The organism is Streptomyces sp. NPDC001393 (genome assembly GCF_053597455.1).
In genome coordinates this window covers 1-16479 of record NZ_JBSFIH010000058.1, presented here as the reverse complement: position 1 = coordinate 16479, position 16479 = coordinate 1, and the positions used below count along the sequence as shown (strand labels likewise).

The window sequence follows — 16479 nt, the reverse complement described above, 5'->3', positions numbered from 1 at the left end:
ACGAGATCGCGCAGCACTTCCTGGAAGGGCTCCTCCATCCCCTGGTGCATGCTTCCCCTTCAGTTGACGCCCGGCCGGTAGGTGCAGTTCACCCACGCGTACCCGCCGGAGGTGGGCCTGGCGATGCTGTGCCAGAACCACAGGAAGGACACCGACGAACCATTGTGCATCTGGTGTTTGAGGCTGCTGCGGATGATCGAGAATGGGTTGCCCAGATTTCCGTGGAACCAGTGGTTCCACGGCTCGTTGTGCGGCTGGTAGCTGTTTGCCTGGTAGTTGTCTGCGAAGCTCTGATTGCTGAAGTTGACGGCTCTGAGCGAGGCGTTAGCCGGTGCGAGACGGACACTCCAGGGTATGCTGGCATTGCTCTCTTGGAGCGTCACCGTGGCCGAGGTGTCGTTGAACGTGCCCGTGCAGTTTCTCGTTGTGGCGGCCGGTGAGCGCACAAGAGCCGCACCACATGCGACGCTGAGGAAGGCCTCGTGGATGTCGTCGCGTATCTCCCGGCGGATCCGCACTCGGCGGAACCAGCGCAGGTGGGGGAACGCGGGCTCCGCGACCAGCGTCGGAGTCGACGGCGAGCCGTTCCACGAGGTCGGCGGGCAACGACGGGTTCTCGGCGAGGGCCGCCAGGTGCGTCCGCTCGGCGACGCACCGCTCGGCGTCGGTGCGGGCGAGGAGCCCTCGGCTCAGCGCCTCGGCGGCGGACTTCGGATCGCGGAGGAGTTCGGCGGTGACGCGTGCGTCCCGCGGGCACTCCCACAGTGCGGTGGCCCGCCGCACCTCGGGGTCAGGGGCGGCCAGCAGCGCCGACCGCTCGCCCGGCGGCAGGATCTCCCATGCACGCACTGCTTTCCGGCGCGCTGCCGAACTGTGATGAGTGGCCGTCGAGGCCACGAACGACGGCGCCAAATGAGGCGAGTCCAGCAGTGCCGCCCGGACAGATGGGGCGGGGTCGTCGAGCAGGCGGACGCACGCGGCGTCCGGGAGCGGCGCGACCTTTGTTCGCGGGTGGTACACCTCGGGTCCGTGTGCAAGAGCAGCCCGCACCCTGGGAGAAGGATCGTCCACGAGCCGGGCCCGCTGTGCAGGCTCCGCCCTGGCGCTCATGGCAAAGTCGATCCAGACGCCCGGGTTCGGGTGGGCAAGGATCACCACGACCAGGCGTCTCAGGGCGGACGGTCACCGCCCCCGTCGAAGGCGAGCAGGCGCAGTAGCAGCCGTGTCGGCAGCGACGGATTGCGGGCGACTCCGTCCAGCACGGATGCGTGAAACGCCACCATCGCCAGTTGAGCCGGCGGACCGTGCACCTGACCGTTTGCCATCCGAGGACCTCAACATTCCGCCGACCCGAAGCGTCCTCTCGGCACCGCATGGACAGGAACGGTGGCCGATCGCGTGCGAGCTGGTTGTTCCCTGTACCATCGGAAATCCCGCTCTTGAGGTCACAAATCGGTGAGTCCGAGTTGGCGCAGCATGCCGAGTTCGTCGCTGCTGCCCCAGCGTTCGACGAGCTTTCCGTCGCTGTCGAAGCGGCTGATCTGCATGCCCCGGTAGCTTGCCTTCCTGCCGGTCGCCGGCCGTCCCATCAGCGGCCCCAGATGCGTTCCGGTGATGGTGTAGGCAAAGGCCAACTCGTCGTCGGTGGCCACCAGATGCTCCACCGCGACGTGCAGGTCGGGAAAGGCTGCCCGCAGATCGGCGAACATGGCCTTGTACCCTTCGGGCCCCGGCAGCTGTCCTGGGGCTGGATCATGGTCGATCGAGTCGGGTGCGACGATCTCGTCGAGGGCCGCGAGGTCGCCGGTGATGACCGCCTCCGCGAACGCGGTCTGTGCGGCGATGTTCGTTTGCTGAGACATGGGCATTCCTCGGGCTCGCGCCTGCCAGTGGTCTGGCGCCGGCCGCGTGAACGCGGGAAGACCGGTGAAACGACACCTGGTCGGTCAGCCGCGTGCGAATTCAAGGAGGTCGTTGTTGAACCGTCCCGCGAACTCCGGCACCATCGACAGGCCGTGCGGAGCACCGGAGTAGACCTTGAAGGTCACGTCCTTGACCAGTTGCGACGATTTTTTCGCGGATGCCACGATGGGCACGATCTGGTCGTCGTCGCCGTGAATGATCAGCGTGGGGATGTCGAACTCCTTGAGGTCCTCCGTGAGGTCAGTCTCAGAGAACGCTTTGACGCAGTCGTAGGCGCTCTTGACGCCTACCGTCATGCTCCAGAGCCAGAACTCGTCACGGGTCCCCTGCGACACGGTCGAACCTTCGCGGTTGGCACCGTAGAACGGAGCGCTGAGGTCCTTGTAGTACTGGGACCGGTCCGTCAGCACACCTTGCCGGATCTCGTCGAAGACCTCGATCGGCAGCCCCTCCGGGTTCGCTTCCGTCCTGAGCATCAACGGAGGGATCGCGCCGAGCAGAACCACCTTGGCAACACGCCTCGAGCCGTGCCGGCCGATGTAGCGCGTCACCTCTCCGCCGCCCGTCGAGTGACCGACCAGGATGGCGTCCTGGAGATCAAGGTTCTCCAGGACCGATGCCAGGTCGTCGGCATACGTGTCCAGGTCGTTGCCCATCCACGGCTGGTCGGACCGGCCGCCTCCACGTCGGTCGTGGGCCACGGCCCGGAAACCGTTGTCCGCCATCAGCTTCAGCTGCGGATCCCACGCATCCGCGATCAGTGGCCAGCCGTGGGAAAACACCACCGGCTGACCGGCCCCCCAGTCCTTGAAGTAGATCTGTGTGCCGTCCTTGGCAGCGGCAAAGGCCATGATCGCCTCGCTAGCACTTGTTCGGAACTCCACCCTTCACGGCCATTCAGCGCCCGAGCCGGGCATGTGAATACCACGTCCGACCAGCAGTGAACGCCCGCGAGGGCGAGGGCGATACTGGTGAAGGCAGCCGTTCCGTACAGTCTCTTCCCCACGCTACTCGGGACGCCCCACTTCAGCACGCCAGGGCAGACGGGATCCCGGTCGCATCCGTGATCAGGTGATGCTTGCTGCCCGTCCTGCCCCGATCAACCGGGCTTCGTCCCGTCTTGGTGCCCCCTTTAGGGCTCTGACGTGCGATGAGTCCACTGCTGCGCAGGAGAAGTCCAGGGGCATCGGCCGCGCGTAGCTTGGCTAGGAGGGCCTCATGGAGGCGTTGCCAGACGGCGGCCTCATGCCACTCGACGAGACGACGCCAGCAGGTCATCCCCGAGCCGAATCCCAGCTCCTGCGGCAGGTGCTCCCAGGAGATCCCGGTATGGAGAACAAACAAGATCCCCTGGAACACCAGGCGGTCATGCAGTCGCTTCCGCCCTGGGTAGCGAGACCGTCGCTCGACATTCGGAAGCAGCAGCTCGATCACCGCCCAGAGCTCATCGCTGACCTCCCACGGCTTCAGCCGCGCCACCCCAGCACCCCCACAGCCGGCACATGGCGGCGAGGCCTCGGGGTCGCCGCACGAAGCGTCATGTCAGGGGCATTCCCCGTCCCTCGCGCAATGCTGCAAGCCGGGCCATTTGCTCACCCATACCGCGTGCTCCGGCCAACGGCGTGTGGACGTGCGGCCAGACGGAGCGCACGAGGCTGATGTGTCGTGCACCGCCGAGGGCCACCACCGGGTCAAGGCCCACGATGTCACGCACGGTTGCCTGTTCCAGAAGGACCTGGCTCGTTACCGCGTCGGCTGCGCCATGAGGTGTGTCGTACGGCTCGATGACGTCGTCGAGGTCGAGGAGCCCGTGGCGTGCAGAGAGAATGAGCAGCAGGTCAGGTTGCAGTGCGTCGGCGGCCTTGCGGCATGCCCGGTGGTAGGAGCCTACGTACATGTCTGCGGAGCGCGCGGGCGAGCCCAGTTTGCGGCTGCCGCACGGGATGACGACGAGTTGCGGCTTGAAGTAGTCGAGATGGTCGTTTGTGGTCATGTCTGGGGTCCTGCCTGTGCTGTGATGTGAGCAGTACTGGTCGTGTGCGCGCCCGGCGTGTTCCGGTGGAGACCCGCCTGCCGGGCGGTCGAGCCGGGGGATGGTTATGGCGGAGCGGAGTTCGAGAAGAACAGGGTCATGCCGGATGACCGGCCTGAGGCGTCCACGGGAGGGGCAGGGGAGGCGGCCGATGGAAGCTCAGACCCGGTAATGCCGCCGTCGCACGAACAGCTGGTGCACACTCGGCCTCTTCGAGCAGGCCCACTATGTCCCCTGACGCGCCGCGGCAGCACCGTTCCGCCAGGCCCGCCGCGGCCGCGGACTCTCGCTTTCGCCGCCGGCGGCACGTCAGACCAAGCGCTCCTTGGCGTTGGTCCTCACCGTCGGAGTCTCGGCCGGTGTCGGGTGGATTCCGGCGAAGCCGAGGAACGCACCGAAGGCCGTCATGCCGGCGGCGATGGTGAAGCTGAAGGCGTAACCGTACGCGGCGGCGGTCACTTGGTCGGCGCCCGCGCGCCGCAGCACGGCGGCATGGTTGGTGCCCAGTGAGACCAGGGCAGCCAGGCCGAGGGCGCTGCCGATCTGCATGGACGCATTGTTCATGCTGGTGGCGATGCCCGCGTCCTCACCGGTGGCGCCGTCCACTCCGGCGACAGTGGATCCGACGAGGACGAGGCCGCCTCCCAGCGGCACGAGGATCAGTCCGGGCAGTACGTCGGCCACATAGGTGCCGTGGCTGCTGAGGCCGGCAAGGAGAACGTAGCCGACCGTGGTGACCGCAAGCCCTCCTCCGTTCAGGGCCCGCAGACCGAACCGGGGAAGGAGACGTGGTGCCATCACGGTGGCGCTGAAGAGAATGACCAACCCGAACGGTGCAAAGGCGAATCCGGTCGCCAGCGCGGAAAAGTGCAGTATGCGCTGGACATACAGGCTCAGTGAGAAGAAAAGGGTGGCGAACCCGAGGTAGTAGCAGATGCGCACGATGTTGGCGATGCTCCGGTTACGTGAGCGCAGGAATGCGAGGGGCACCAGGGGCTGGGCCACGTGAGCCTCCACCAGCACGAAGCCGATCAGGCAGAGCACACCGATCCCGACGCAACCCAGGACGGGGAACGAGAACCATACGTGACTGTCCTTCTCCAGGAGGCCGAACACGACCAGGAGCAGACCGAGAGTGACCGTGACGGCGCCGAGGACGTCAGGCCGACCGCGCTTGGTGGCCCGGCTTTCGGAGACGAGCCTGAAAGTGGCGAAAAACGCGAACGCGGCGATGGGCAGATTGATGAAGAATATCCAACGCCAGGAGGCGATGGTGGTCAGCATGCCCGAGAGCACGACTCCCAGGGCTACCCCAACTCCGGCCAGGCCGCTCCAGATGGCCATGGCCCGTGCCCTTTCCTGCCGCTGTGTGAACAGCAGCGTCACCAGGGACAGGGCTGCCGGGCTGACGAGTGCCGCGCCGACGCCCTGTGCGAAGCGGCCGGCGATCAGTACACCGGCTTGCTGGGCCACTCCCGCGCTCGCCGACGCCAGCGCGAAGATCGCCAAGCCGGTCAGGAAGAGGCGTCTGCGGCCGAGCAGATCACCCAGGCGTCCGCCAAGCATCAGCAGCCCACCGTAGGTGACGGTGTAGCCGTTGACGACCCATGCCAGGCCCGTGGTCGTGAAGTCGAGATCGTGCTGGATGGGGGGAAGCGCGACATTGACCACGGTCACATCGAGGAGCAGCATCACCTGCACGAGGCAGATGATCCCGAGCGCGCGCCACCTGCGCGGATCCGGTACGGGAGTGGGACTGATCGGAGTCATCACTGATCGCCTTCTATACGGTCGGGCCGCCGCCGTCCCCGCGGACGCCGTCTCAGGAGGAGAGGCAGCAAGCGGGCCCGGCCCAACGGACATTTCCTGAGGTTTTCAACTCGCAGGCGCCAGGTGTGCGTGGCTGCGGATAAGGACAGCGAAGGCGCACATTCGGTCTTCGCTGCGGGTTCGTCGCAGACCCCGGCGCCGGTACCGGAGCGAGGCTGAAGCACCTCCGGGTGCCGCCGCCTCCGGGGAGCGGCGCCGGCACTCGTGATGTCCCAGGCCGGTGGGAGGGTCAGCCCTTCGCCCGCCTCCTTTGGCGGGACCCCGGGTGCGCCCGATAGGCGCTGACGCTCGACTCGCCCAGCATCCAGAAGCGCCAGGGGTACAAAGCGGCAGGACCGCCCACCCCCGTCCGCGGCCCTCGGCCGACCCGCGCGGACGAGACGCCCCCGGCGGGTTCCGCGAGGAACAACTCCGCCGCTGCGTCGCATGCTGACTGTCCGTCATGATGCAGATCAGCGATGCCCAACGCTCGCGCGAGGTTGGCCGGGCCGCGCGCCAGATCACGCGCCCGTACCCCAGGCCCTCGGCGTTCTTGCGCGACGTCTGCTCCCTCCACGACGGTGCCGGCGCGGAGCAGCACCGAAGCGGGACGCCGCCCGGGCCCGCAGACGGCGTTCAGGCACCGATGCACCGCGTGCGTCCGGTACACATAGAAGGTCCCCGGGGCCCCGAACTCCGCTCGATTGGTCCGGTTCGGGCCCTGGAACGCGTGCGAGGCCGGGTCATCGGGCCCCTCGTACGCCTCCACCTCGGTGATACGCACCGCCGTCACGCCGCGCTGCGAGCGCGAGACCACGAGAGCCCCCAGGAGTTCGGGAGCCACCTCGAGGGCGGGCCGGTCGAAGAAGTGCTCGCGCAATGCGGACCGCCCTGCCGACGCAGCCCCCGGCTCATCGAACGCCCGCAACTGCTCGTGATCGGTCCCGGCCACGCCCGGGACCGTCCGGTTCTCTGCCAAGCCGCTGCCTCCTGTCGAGATTCCGGGACGCCGGATCCGACGCCCCCACCGTCCCAGCGCTCTCCTTGCGTTGCCCCATGGCCCGAGAAACTGCCGTGAGGCACTCGGATACGGACCTTCGAGCCGAACGCCCACCAGGCCGTTGGAGGAAGGAACACGCTTCCGGACGAGGTGACATCGAGGCCGAGCACGCGATCCAGGCTGCGGAACGCGATGCTGGACTATCCGCAGTCGGGCGAACGTTTCCGGGGCCGCGAGACAACGCGGCGGGCATCCGGCCGACCGGCGCTTCGCCCTCCTGCGCGTCACCGGCCACGCGCATGTATGGGTGAGCGAATGCGTCACCATCTACGACGGTGCGCCTTCGTACTCGGCGAGGTCATGGAATTCGCCGACCAACAGGTCGTGCACGAGACGCAGTACTTCGCCGGTCCTTTCAGCGCGCCCGCGTGGCGGGCCGCGCTCGCCGAGCCGGTGCTTGGGACAGACTGTCGAGGAGGCCTGACTGGCCTCGTCCGGCACGGCCGGCCTGTCGGATTTCGGCGATTGTCTGTGCTCGCCGGATACCTCCAGGGCTCAGGCGCCCTTGCCGTCGACTCCGGTGTGCGTGGTGCGGAAGCGTGCCCGGTAGGCTCCCGGCGTGATGCCGAGGTTGCGCGTGAAGGCCCGACGCAGGGACTCCGGTGACCCGAAGCCGGTGCGCCGGGCCACGGTGGCCATGGGGTCGTCGCTGTCTTCCAGCATCGCCTGGGCGGCCTCCATGCGGACCTGCTCGACGTAGCGGGCCGGGGTCGTGTGCATCTCGTCGTGGAACAGGCGTGTCATGTGGCGGGTGCTCACACCTGCCCGGCGCGCCATGGCGGCAAGGGTGTGCGGGGCGGACGGGTCCTCGGCGACCGCGTCCAGGACCCGGCGCAGCATCTCATGTCTCGCGCGCGGGGTGTGGGTGCGGACACTGAACTGGGACTGGCCGCCCGGCCGCTGCATGAACACGACCATGTCCTTGGCCACGGCGCGGGCGACGTCGGCGCCGAGGTGTTCCTCGACCAGGGCGAGCGAGAGATCGATGCCCGAGGTGACGCCTGCGGAGGTCATGATGTGGCCGTCGCGTACGAACAGGGCGTCCGCTTCCACGGTCACCTTCGGGTAGCGCAGGGCGAGCTGGTCGGCGAAGCGCCAGTGCGTTGTCGCCTTGCGTCCGTCGAGCAGTCCGGCCGCGGCGAGGAGGAAGGCGCCGGTGCAGATGGACGCCGTGCGGCAGCCGCGTGCGTCGAGCCCTCTCATGGCGTCCAGCAGCGCGTCGTCCTTGATGAGAGAGGGCCACTCCGGGCCGCCGGGGATGACGACCACATCGCTGGCCGCCTGTACCTGCGCGGCAGCGAGGTCGACGCGCAGTCCGGTGCCGGCTGCGGTGACCACGTCGGCGCCGTCAGGGGAGACCGTGCGTACGCGGTAGCGGCCGCCGAATTCGTTGGCTGTCGTGAACACCTCGATCGGTCCGGTGACGTCGAGCAGCCGTACGCCGGGGAAGACCAGCACGGTGACCAGGAGCGGCTTCCTGCCTGACGGCCTGTCCTTCATCGTGCGCCTCCCGGACGGACTGGGGCCCACATCGGAGGACACCATCATCCGCCCGGCGATGCTCTGCCGCTCCCGTGCCGATTGTCGTCTGCGTCCCTGTGGCATGCTGCTGCCTTCCGTGGTGTGGAACGAGGCATCGGGCTTCGGCGCCTCGCCCGTGTTCAGCGGTCGCTTGCCGTCTCGTCATGGCCACAGGTGTGGCCACAACACGCTCGGACAAGGACATCGGGGCATCGGGCCGGCACCCGGCAACGGGCCTGCACGGTGCTCGATGTCCTGGTGTGAGGGCGTCATGGCGCGTGCTGTTCTGTGGCGGGAGCCGCGCTTCGCCATAGCGTCGAGGGCGCCAATGGGCCGACGGTCTCGGCCGCGTCCCTGAGCTGCTGGGTGTGGCCCGGCCAGTCGGCCGGCCCGTCACCGTGGCTGGTCGTGGACGGTGACGCATCCGACACCCCAAGAGAAGGCACTCCGCGTCGTGACACCCCACCCCAGTACCAGCCGAGCGGTCCCGTCCCAGGTCGGTCCGGCCCCGAGAGCGTCCGCGGTCGGCTCGGCCCCGAGATCATCCGTGCTTGTACGTGACCAGCCGGACGAGGCGAACGGCAGGAAGCGTGGCCGGCTCGGTCCCGGCTGGTTCGCCGCCGTCATGGGCAGCGGGATCGTCGCCGTCGCGGCCGCCACCCTGCCGCGCGGTTTCCCCGGGTTCGGCGAGGCCGCCACGGTGGTCTGGGCGGGGACCGCGCTGCTGCTGATCGTGCTCGCCGTCAGCTATACCGGGCAGCGGGCGCTGCGGGTGCATGCCGGTGATCCGGTACTGGCCCAGTTCTTCGGGGCACCGCCGATGGCTCTGCTCACCGTCGGGGCCGGGACGCTGCTGCTCGGCCGGCGGCTGATCGGGGAGCGTGCGGCGGTGGATGCGGACTGGGTGCTGTGGTCGGCCGGTACGGTACTGGGTCTTGCCACCGCCTGCACGGTGCCGTATCTCATGGTCACGCGGCACCGTTTCACGCCGGACGCGGCGTTCGGCGGCTGGCTGCTACCGGTGGTGCCGCCGCTGGTCTCCGCCGCGACGGGCGCGCTGCTCATCCCGCGGGCGCTGGCCGGGCAGGTGCGGCTGGCCCTACTGCTGTGCTGCTACTCGATGCTCGGGCTCGGGTTGGTCGCGGTCCTGCTGGTGCTGGCCATGGTGTACAGCCGCTTGGTGCATCATGACGCGCCCGGCGGTGCGGTGGTGCCCACGATGTGGATCGGCGTGGGGGCGCTGGATCAGGCGGTGACAGCGCTGGGGACGCTGGCCACGGCGTCGCCGAGCGCACTACCCGCCCCGTACGCGCGCGGGAGTGGTGTCGCAGCGCTCCTGGGTGGGCTCGGGATCTGGGGCTTCGCCCTGCTGTGGCTGGTACTGGCCACGGCGCTGACCGTACGGGAAATCCGCAGAGGGCTGCCCTTCGCAGCCACCTGGTGGTCCTTCATCTTCCCCCTCGGCGCGTGCGTCACCGGCACGAGCGCACTCGCTGCTCGTACCGGCTCGCAGCTGTTCGTCTGGATCGCCGTCGTCCTGTACGCCCTGCTCGTCGCCGCCTGGGCGGTGGTCGCCTGGCACTCCCTGCGCCATGTTGTCCGGCAGCGTGAGCGCGCCCGCCGCTGACAGGGCCCGTGCAACGCTCCGCATGACACGGACGCGTCGCGCGAACCCGGCTGTCTGCCGACGGGCAGCCGGGTTCGCGCCGCACCGCAACACGTGCCTGTGGCAGCGCCCCGGTTGCCGTCGAGGCCGTGCTCTGCGGGCGGGCCGTCTGCCCCGCACCGGCGGATCCGTGCGCGGTCGTGGGGCGGGCCCGGAGTCTGGCGGCCACCATGGCGGCGAACACGACAGCCCAGAACACCACGGTGATCCAGACCTCCCAGCGGCCCACGCTCGTCATCCACGAGGTTGCGCTCGCGCGTCCCAGCTCATGCGTGGTGACCGCATACATGCCGACCGGGAAGACGAGGTTCCACCAGCCGAGCTCGTAGCGCAGCGGGATACGGCACAGCGCGTGCCGCCAAACGCCCAGAGCCAGCAGGAGCGGAATCAGCCAGCTTGAGAACGCCCACAGGACGACGGACGTCCCGATGACGAGCGGACGCGACAACATCGTGGTGCCTGGATGGAGTGCGATCAGCCGGACTCCGGCGAGTACGGCGATCGCCGCCGCCCCCATGAAGATCCATACGGACGTCATGAGGCCTTCCGGCTGCACCGGCCGGGCCAGCAGCCGGGCCAGGACCAGCGCGGCGGTCAGCAGGTACTGCATCAGGCCGACGGCCCAGCACACCACTGCCAGGACGGCCAGTGCGTGTCCCGGGGGCACCCGGGCCAGCGATGCCGCCGCGACCGCCACCGACTCCGATCCCACCGACCACAGGAACCAGGTGCCGTTCACCTGGTCGAGCGAGGGGCCCCGCTTCAGCGTGGTGATGAGCGCGAGCGGGATGCCGTAGTCCAGCACCACCCACCCCAGCGTCCCGAACGCCAGGAACGCCCCGGCGACCGCGGTGTGTCCGGTCGGCACAAGGCGAGCAGCCAGCACGTTCGAGGAGATCGCGAGGGTGAGGAACGCGAAGGCACGCGGCCCGAGGAGATCCGCGACGAACCGCTCGCGCCGGCGCAGCAGCCGCCAGCCGTAGGCGGGCACCAGTACGGCATAACCGGCCAGGGCCACCCACAGCAGTACGGCGGAGGCGGTGTCGGCGTCGTTGACGTACAGGGCCGTGGAGACGATGCCGGTGCCCATCACGAACGCGAGTGCGCCCGCGTTGAGATTGGCCACCGCGGCGGAGACCGCCGCGCGGTGTCCGGGCGGCCGGGAACCGGGAGCGGTGCGTCCGTGCTCGGGAAGGGTGGCATCCGGGCGCCGCTCATCGTGAGAGCCGGGTTCGGTGAGCCATTCGGCCAGGACCGCGGTATGGCTGTGGTCCATGTCCTGGGTGGAGGTCAGCAGGGTGAGGCTGCGGTCTTGGGCCAGGTCCCGAAGCCGGGCAGCTGCGTATGTGTGGCGTTGATCGCCCAGTTCGGTGAGATAGCGGCGGCGGAACTCACCGAACCGCTGGGGGTGGTGGCCGTACCAGTGCTGCAGCTCGATGGAGGGTGCGACCTCCCGCAGCCACTCGTCGAGCGGTGCGCCTTGCCGGCGCAGACCTTCCGGCCAGACCCGACGAGCACGCGCTCGCCGACCTCGCCGTCCTCGCTTGGCGTCTGCTCGTCGATTCTGCGGCAGATGATCTCGGACATGACGCATCCTCCGGCCGCTTTCGCAGAAGAAGTATTCTACTGGTATGCGAAATTCATTGCCTTTTGGGTGAGGGGACGGTGCGGGGATCGGTGGGTACCGCGATGACGGCCGCGCGGGCCAGGGTCTGGGTGACGGTGTGTGCGATCGCCTGAGCGGTCAGGCCTGCTTCCGCGAGGATCTCGGCCCGGGTGGCCTGCCGGGGAAAGCCGTTCGCCACGCCCACGGCACGTACCGGGGTGCGGATGCCGGCCTCCTGCAGGCCCTGATCCACCGCTGTGCCCACTCCTCCGGCGCGCAGGCCGTCCTCGACCGTGACGACCAGGGCGTGCTCGGCGGCGAGCGCGGGCAGATCGCCGGGGAGCGGCTTGACCCACAGTGGGTCCACTACGGTGACCTCCACCCCCTGCTCGGCGCAGAGCTCCGCCGCTTCGAGAGCGACCGAGGCCGTCGTTCCGACAGCGACCAGCAGGACGCCGCGGCCGGGGGCCTCGCGCAGGACGTCGACCGCACCGGCGCGGCCGACTGCCGGGATCGCCGGGCCGACCGTGCCTCTCGGGTAGCGCAGGACCGTCGGCGCGTCGGTGATCGACACGGCCTCCCGCAACTGCCGCCGCAGCGTGCGCGCATCGCGGGGAGCCCCGATACGCAGGCCGGGGACAGCTTGGAGCATCGCAAGATCCCACAGCCCGTTGTGGCTGGGGCCGTCGTCACCGGTGACTCCGGACCGGTCGAGGACCAGGGTCGCACCGAGCCGGTGCAGCGCGAGGTCCATCAGCACCTGGTCGAGGGCGCGGTTCAGGAACGTGCCGTACAGGGCGATCACCGGATGCAGGCCCGCCATGGCCATCCCGGCGGCCGAGGCGACCGCATGCTGCTCGGCGATCCCGACGTCGAAGAACCGTGCCGGGTAGCGTGCGGCGAAGTCGTTGAGACCGACGGAGCCGGGCATGGCCGCGGTGATCGCGACGACGTCCGGGTGCGCGTCGGCCAGTTCGACCAGTTCCCGGCCGAACACTGCCGTGGACGACGGCCGGGGCGCCATGGGCCTTGGCTCGTTCCAGGGCTGCTTCCAGGGCGGTGATGTCGTGGCCGTCCACGGGCCCGAGGTAGTGCAGTCCCAGCTCGCAGAAGAGCGAGTGCGGCATCACGGCCTCCGCGCTGCCCCCTGCGAGGCCCGCTTTCAGGCCCTCCTTGATGCCTTCCTTGGCCGCGTGCAGGGTGCGGTGCAGCGCCCGGCCCGGCGCCCCGGACCGACGAGCGACTGTCTGCCCCAGCCGGCCAGACGCTCGTAGCCGGCGTGGGTGCGCAGGGCCGCCAGGTGCCGGGCGAGTCCGCCCACGGTCGGTGCGTACGAGCGTCCGTTGTCGTTGACGACGATCACCAACGGCCGGTCCGGTGCCGCCGCTACGTTGTTGAGGGCCTCCCAGGCCAGCCCTCCGGTGAGTGCTCCGTCGCCGACGACGGCGACGATGTGCCGGTCCGACTCTCCTGCGAGCTGTGGCCTTGGCCATGCCATCGGCGTACGACAGGGCGACCGATGCGTGGGAGTGCTCGATGTGGTCGTGCGTGGACTCCTCCCGGCTCGGGTATCCGGAAAGCCCGCCACGCTGCGTAGGCCGGAGAACTCACCGGCCCGCCCCGTCACGATCTTGTGGACGTACGCCTGGTGCCCGACGTCAGATGGCCTCCCGTGGCTGCGACGTGGCGGACCAGGATGTCGCGGATCTCCCCGGCCAGCCGGACCAGCTCTGGATGGCTCAGACCCCTCAAGTCCGCGGGCTGGTTGATGCGCGCCAGCAGGCTCATGCCGCTGCTCCTCCTCAATGCTGCCGTGGTGTCGACGGATACGCGCTGTGGGTAGCCGATGCGCATCGCGCGAGCCGCTGATCACTGGAAGGCCGATGTCACGAGAGCCTTCTGCTCCACGCCGTGCCGGCGGGTCGAGCCGGCCGCGGGCGCGGGCGCCTCGGGCCGGCTCACGCACCCCACGGCGCGCCGGGTCAGCCGGTGCAGACGCGGCGCGACGAATGACCACGCACCCTGGTTCTCCGGCTCCTCCTGCACCCACCGCACGTCCGCGGCCGCGGGGAAGTGGGCGAGTTCCGCCGCGAGTTCCTCGTCGGGGAACGGGTAGAGGCGCTCCACGCGGACGATCGCCGTGTCGGTCGAGCCCGCGGCGTGCCGGTGGGCGTCGAGGTCGTAGAAGACCTTGCCCGAGCACAGCAGCACGCGCGAGACACGGGCCGGGTCCGTCGTGTCGTCCGGCAGGACCGGACGGAATCCGCCCTGGGTGAACTCGGCCAGGGCGGAGACGGCCGCCTTCGACCGCAGCATCGACTTCGGGGTGAAGACCACCAGTGGCCTGCGGCCGTCCAGCGCCTGCTGCCTGAGCAGATGAAAGTAGTTGCCCGGCAGGGAGGGCATGGCCACGGTCATGTTGTCCTGCGCGCACAATTGCAGGAAGCGTTCGATCCGGGCGGAGGAGTGGTCGGGGCCCTGGCCCTCCAGGCCGTGGGGCAGCAGCATGGTCACTGCGGAGCGCTGGCCCCACTTCTGCTCGGACGAGGCGATGTACTCGTCGACGACCGTCTGCGCGCCGTTGGCGAAGTCACCGAACTGGGCCTCCCACAGCACCAGGGCTTCCGGACGGGCCTGCGCATAGCCGGACTCGAAGGCCAGCGCTGCCAGTTCGGACAGCATCGAGTCGTACGGTGCGAAGCTCGCGGCCTGCGGGCTGAGGGAGTTCAGCGGCGTGTGCTCCGCGCCGGTGCGCCGGTCGGTCAGTACGGCGTGGCGCTGGCCGAAGGTGCCGCGCCGGGAGTCCTGTCCGGCCAGCCGCACCGGGACGCCGTCCAGCAGCAGCGAACCGATCGCCAGTGTCTCCGCGGTGGCCCAGTCGACGGTGCCGGTGTCGAGCGTCGCCGTGCGCCGGTGGAGCTGCGGCAGGACACGCGGGTGCACGGTGAAGCCCTGCGGCAGGTCGGCCTGCGATGCGATGACCTGACGGGCCGTCGCCTCGTCGATCGCGGTCGCCGTGCGCTGGGTGGCCGCCTGTCCGGCGTCGGCGCAAGGAAGGTCTTCGGCCGGTGTGGGAGCGGGCAGCGCCCGGGTCTCGGCGAAGGCCCGTTCGAGGTGATCCTGGTAGTGGCGGCGGGCACTGTCCGCCTGCCGCTCGCCGACGTCCCCGCGGCGTAGGAGGGCCGCGGCGTACAGCGTGCGCACCGAAGCCTTGGCGTCGATGCGTTCGTACATCATCGGCTGCGTGATGGACGGGTCGTCGACCTCGCTGTGCCCGTGGCGCCGGTAGCAGACCAGATCGACCACGACGTCCTTGCGGAACGTCTGGCGGTAGTCGAAGGCCATCCGTGCGACGCGGTCGACGGCTTCCGGGTCGTCGCCGTTGACGTGGAAGATCGGGGCCTCCACCATCCGTGCCACATGGGTGGCGTACGTGCTCGAACGACCGTTGGCGGGCAGGGTGGTGAAGCCGACCTGGTTGTTGACGACCACGTGGACCGTCCCGCCCGTGCGGTAGCCCGGCAGTTGCGACATGTTCAGGGTCTCGGCGACCACGCCCTGGCCGGCGAAGGCCGCGTCGCCGTGGAGGACGACCGGCAGTACGGGGAAGGGCTCGCCCTGGTCCCCGGCCAGGTCCTGCTTGGCGCGCACCACGCCCTGGGCCACCGGCCCCACGATCTCCAGGTGCGAGGGGTTCGCCACGACCGAGACGGCGATGGTGCCGCCGTCCAGGGCACGGTAGGTGCCCTCCGCGCCGAGGTGGTACTTCACGTCCCCCGAGCCCTGGACCGACCGGATGTCCACCGCGTCCTCGAACTCGTCGAATATCTGGCCGTATGACTTGCCGATGATGTTGGCCAGTACGTTCAGCCGGCCGCGGTGCGCCATCCCGATGACGGCTTCTTGGACACCGTCTTCGATGGCGCGGAGCAACAGGGCGTCGAGCAGCACGATGGCCGACTCGCCGCCTTCGAGCGAGTACCGCTTCTGGCCCACGTACTTGGTCTGCAGGAACGTCTCGAAGGCCTCCGCGGCCCCCAACCGGTAGAGGATCCGCAGCTGTCCGGCACGGTCCGGGCGGCGCTGCGGGCCCTCGACGCGCTGCTGGATCCAGCGGCGTTCCCGGGCGTCCTGGATGTGCATGTACTCGAACCCGGCGGTGCGGCAGTAGAACTCCCGCAATGCGCCCAGCACTTCGTCGAGTGTCATCGTGGCGCGCCCGGCGAACCCGTCCACGGCGAAGTCCTCCGCCCGGTCCGCGTCGTCAAGTCCGAACGCGGCGATGTCGAGTTCCGGAGGTGCGAAGGCGGGCTGCGCCATGAGCGGGTCCGTTCCGGCCATCAGATGCCCGCGCACGCGATACGCGTGGATGAGCGCCGCGACCCGGACCGCCTTGAGCGCCGCCTCGTCGGTGCCCTCGTGGTGTTGGGCTGAGGCGGTCAGGGAGGTCGCGGCGGCCGGGGACACCAGAGTGGCGAAGAAGTTCCTCCACGTCTGGTCGACCGAGCCGGGGTCCTGGAGGTAACGCCGCCGCTGCTCGTCCACGACCCATTCGTTGAGCCCGAAGTCCAGCCCGTGAGACGCTGCTCGAGCGGTGTCTGATTGCGACGCCATGGCGCGAACGCCTTCTTTCCTCTGCGAAGCCTTGGGATGGCGGACGCGGCTACGGCGGTCGTCCGCCTGCGTGTCAGGTGTTCGAGGACTTCGCAACCGTTGCGGAGACCGACCCGTTCGACCGCGTCGCACTGACGACGCTAGGACGCCGGGTGAGGTTCCCCCGACGTGCGGGAGTGGATGACTAGCTGGTCAGAACGGGTTGACGTGGTTTCAGGTTCACTTGTTCGGCCGCTGCCTGGTCGGAG

Annotated in this window: 10 protein-coding genes and 3 pseudogenes; 1 reads left to right on the top strand and 12 read right to left on the bottom strand. The window is 69.3% G+C overall.

All coding sequences use genetic code 11. The features are described 5' to 3' along the window. Window positions 1–59: 59 nt before the first annotated feature. From ACWC2T_RS37970 to ACWC2T_RS37930, 9 genes and pseudogenes are all read right to left on the bottom strand, one after another. Window positions 60–518, bottom strand: coding sequence for a hypothetical protein (locus ACWC2T_RS37970; RefSeq protein WP_450674887.1), 459 nt, complete (start codon window positions 516–518; stop codon window positions 60–62). 651 nt (window positions 519–1169) lie between these two features. After that, on the bottom strand, window positions 1170–1325 hold the full coding sequence (locus ACWC2T_RS37965; protein ID WP_450674886.1) for a hypothetical protein: 156 nt from the start codon (window positions 1323–1325) through the stop codon (window positions 1170–1172). A 120-nt stretch (window positions 1326–1445) separates the two neighbouring features. Further along, window positions 1446–1862 (bottom strand): ester cyclase, encoded by a 417-nt coding sequence (locus ACWC2T_RS37960; protein WP_450674885.1) that lies wholly within the window; start codon window positions 1860–1862, stop codon window positions 1446–1448. 84 nt (window positions 1863–1946) lie between these two features. Next, a complete protein-coding gene (locus ACWC2T_RS37955; protein ID WP_450674884.1) occupies window positions 1947–2774 on the bottom strand; it encodes an alpha/beta fold hydrolase in 828 nt (275 codons plus the stop codon). A gap of 184 nt (window positions 2775–2958) precedes the next feature. Continuing rightward, window positions 2959–3402, bottom strand: a pseudogene (locus ACWC2T_RS37950) (IS5 family transposase); the annotation flags it as partial. Window positions 3403–3460: 58 nt separating this feature from the next. Further along, the gene (locus ACWC2T_RS37945) at window positions 3461–3916 is read right to left on the bottom strand and encodes a DUF6884 domain-containing protein (protein ID WP_399183227.1); all 456 of its coding nucleotides are present in this window, start codon (window positions 3914–3916) and stop codon (window positions 3461–3463) included. Between the two features lie 348 nt (window positions 3917–4264). Further along, a complete protein-coding gene (locus tag ACWC2T_RS37940) occupies window positions 4265–5725 on the bottom strand; it encodes an MFS transporter (RefSeq protein WP_450674883.1) in 1461 nt (486 codons plus the stop codon). A 289-nt stretch (window positions 5726–6014) separates the two neighbouring features. After that, window positions 6015–6716 (bottom strand): DNA-3-methyladenine glycosylase, encoded by a 702-nt coding sequence (locus ACWC2T_RS37935; protein WP_450674882.1) that lies wholly within the window; start codon window positions 6714–6716, stop codon window positions 6015–6017. A gap of 603 nt (window positions 6717–7319) precedes the next feature. Beyond that, complete coding sequence (locus ACWC2T_RS37930; protein WP_450674881.1) at window positions 7320–8324, bottom strand: GlxA family transcriptional regulator; 1005 nt, start codon at window positions 8322–8324, stop codon at window positions 7320–7322. 568 nt (window positions 8325–8892) lie between these two features. On the opposite strand from ACWC2T_RS37930, the gene ACWC2T_RS37925 reads away from it, so the two are divergent. Then, complete coding sequence (locus tag ACWC2T_RS37925) at window positions 8893–9972, top strand: TDT family transporter (protein ID WP_450674880.1); 1080 nt, start codon at window positions 8893–8895, stop codon at window positions 9970–9972. 217 nt (window positions 9973–10189) lie between these two features. On the opposite strand, the pseudogene ACWC2T_RS37920 reads toward ACWC2T_RS37925, so the two are convergent. The 3 genes and pseudogenes from ACWC2T_RS37920 to ACWC2T_RS37910 all read right to left on the bottom strand — a co-directional run. Continuing rightward, window positions 10190–11605: pseudogene (locus ACWC2T_RS37920) on the bottom strand (SLAC1 family transporter); the annotation flags it as partial. Window positions 11606–11651: 46 nt separating this feature from the next. Next, window positions 11652–13405: pseudogene (locus ACWC2T_RS37915) on the bottom strand (1-deoxy-D-xylulose-5-phosphate synthase N-terminal domain-containing protein). A gap of 81 nt (window positions 13406–13486) precedes the next feature. Beyond that, a complete protein-coding gene (locus ACWC2T_RS37910; RefSeq protein ID WP_450674879.1) occupies window positions 13487–16231 on the bottom strand; it encodes a multifunctional oxoglutarate decarboxylase/oxoglutarate dehydrogenase thiamine pyrophosphate-binding subunit/dihydrolipoyllysine-residue succinyltransferase subunit in 2745 nt (914 codons plus the stop codon). Window positions 16232–16479: the final 248 nt, after the last annotated feature.

Coding starts and splice junctions, on each gene's coding strand:
- ACWC2T_RS37940 (WP_450674883.1), bottom strand. CDS start 5,725: ATGACTCCGATCAGTCCCACTCCCGTACCGGATCCGCGCAGGTGGCGC.
- ACWC2T_RS37945 (WP_399183227.1), bottom strand. CDS start 3,916: ATGACCACAAACGACCATCTCGACTACTTCAAGCCGCAACTCGTCGTC.
- ACWC2T_RS37965 (WP_450674886.1), bottom strand. CDS start 1,325: ATGGCAAACGGTCAGGTGCACGGTCCGCCGGCTCAACTGGCGATGGTG.
- ACWC2T_RS37910 (WP_450674879.1), bottom strand. CDS start 16,231: ATGGCGTCGCAATCAGACACCGCTCGAGCAGCGTCTCACGGGCTGGAC.
- ACWC2T_RS37955 (WP_450674884.1), bottom strand. CDS start 2,774: ATGGCCTTTGCCGCTGCCAAGGACGGCACACAGATCTACTTCAAGGAC.
- ACWC2T_RS37960 (WP_450674885.1), bottom strand. CDS start 1,862: ATGTCTCAGCAAACGAACATCGCCGCACAGACCGCGTTCGCGGAGGCG.
- ACWC2T_RS37930 (WP_450674881.1), bottom strand. CDS start 8,324: ATGAAGGACAGGCCGTCAGGCAGGAAGCCGCTCCTGGTCACCGTGCTG.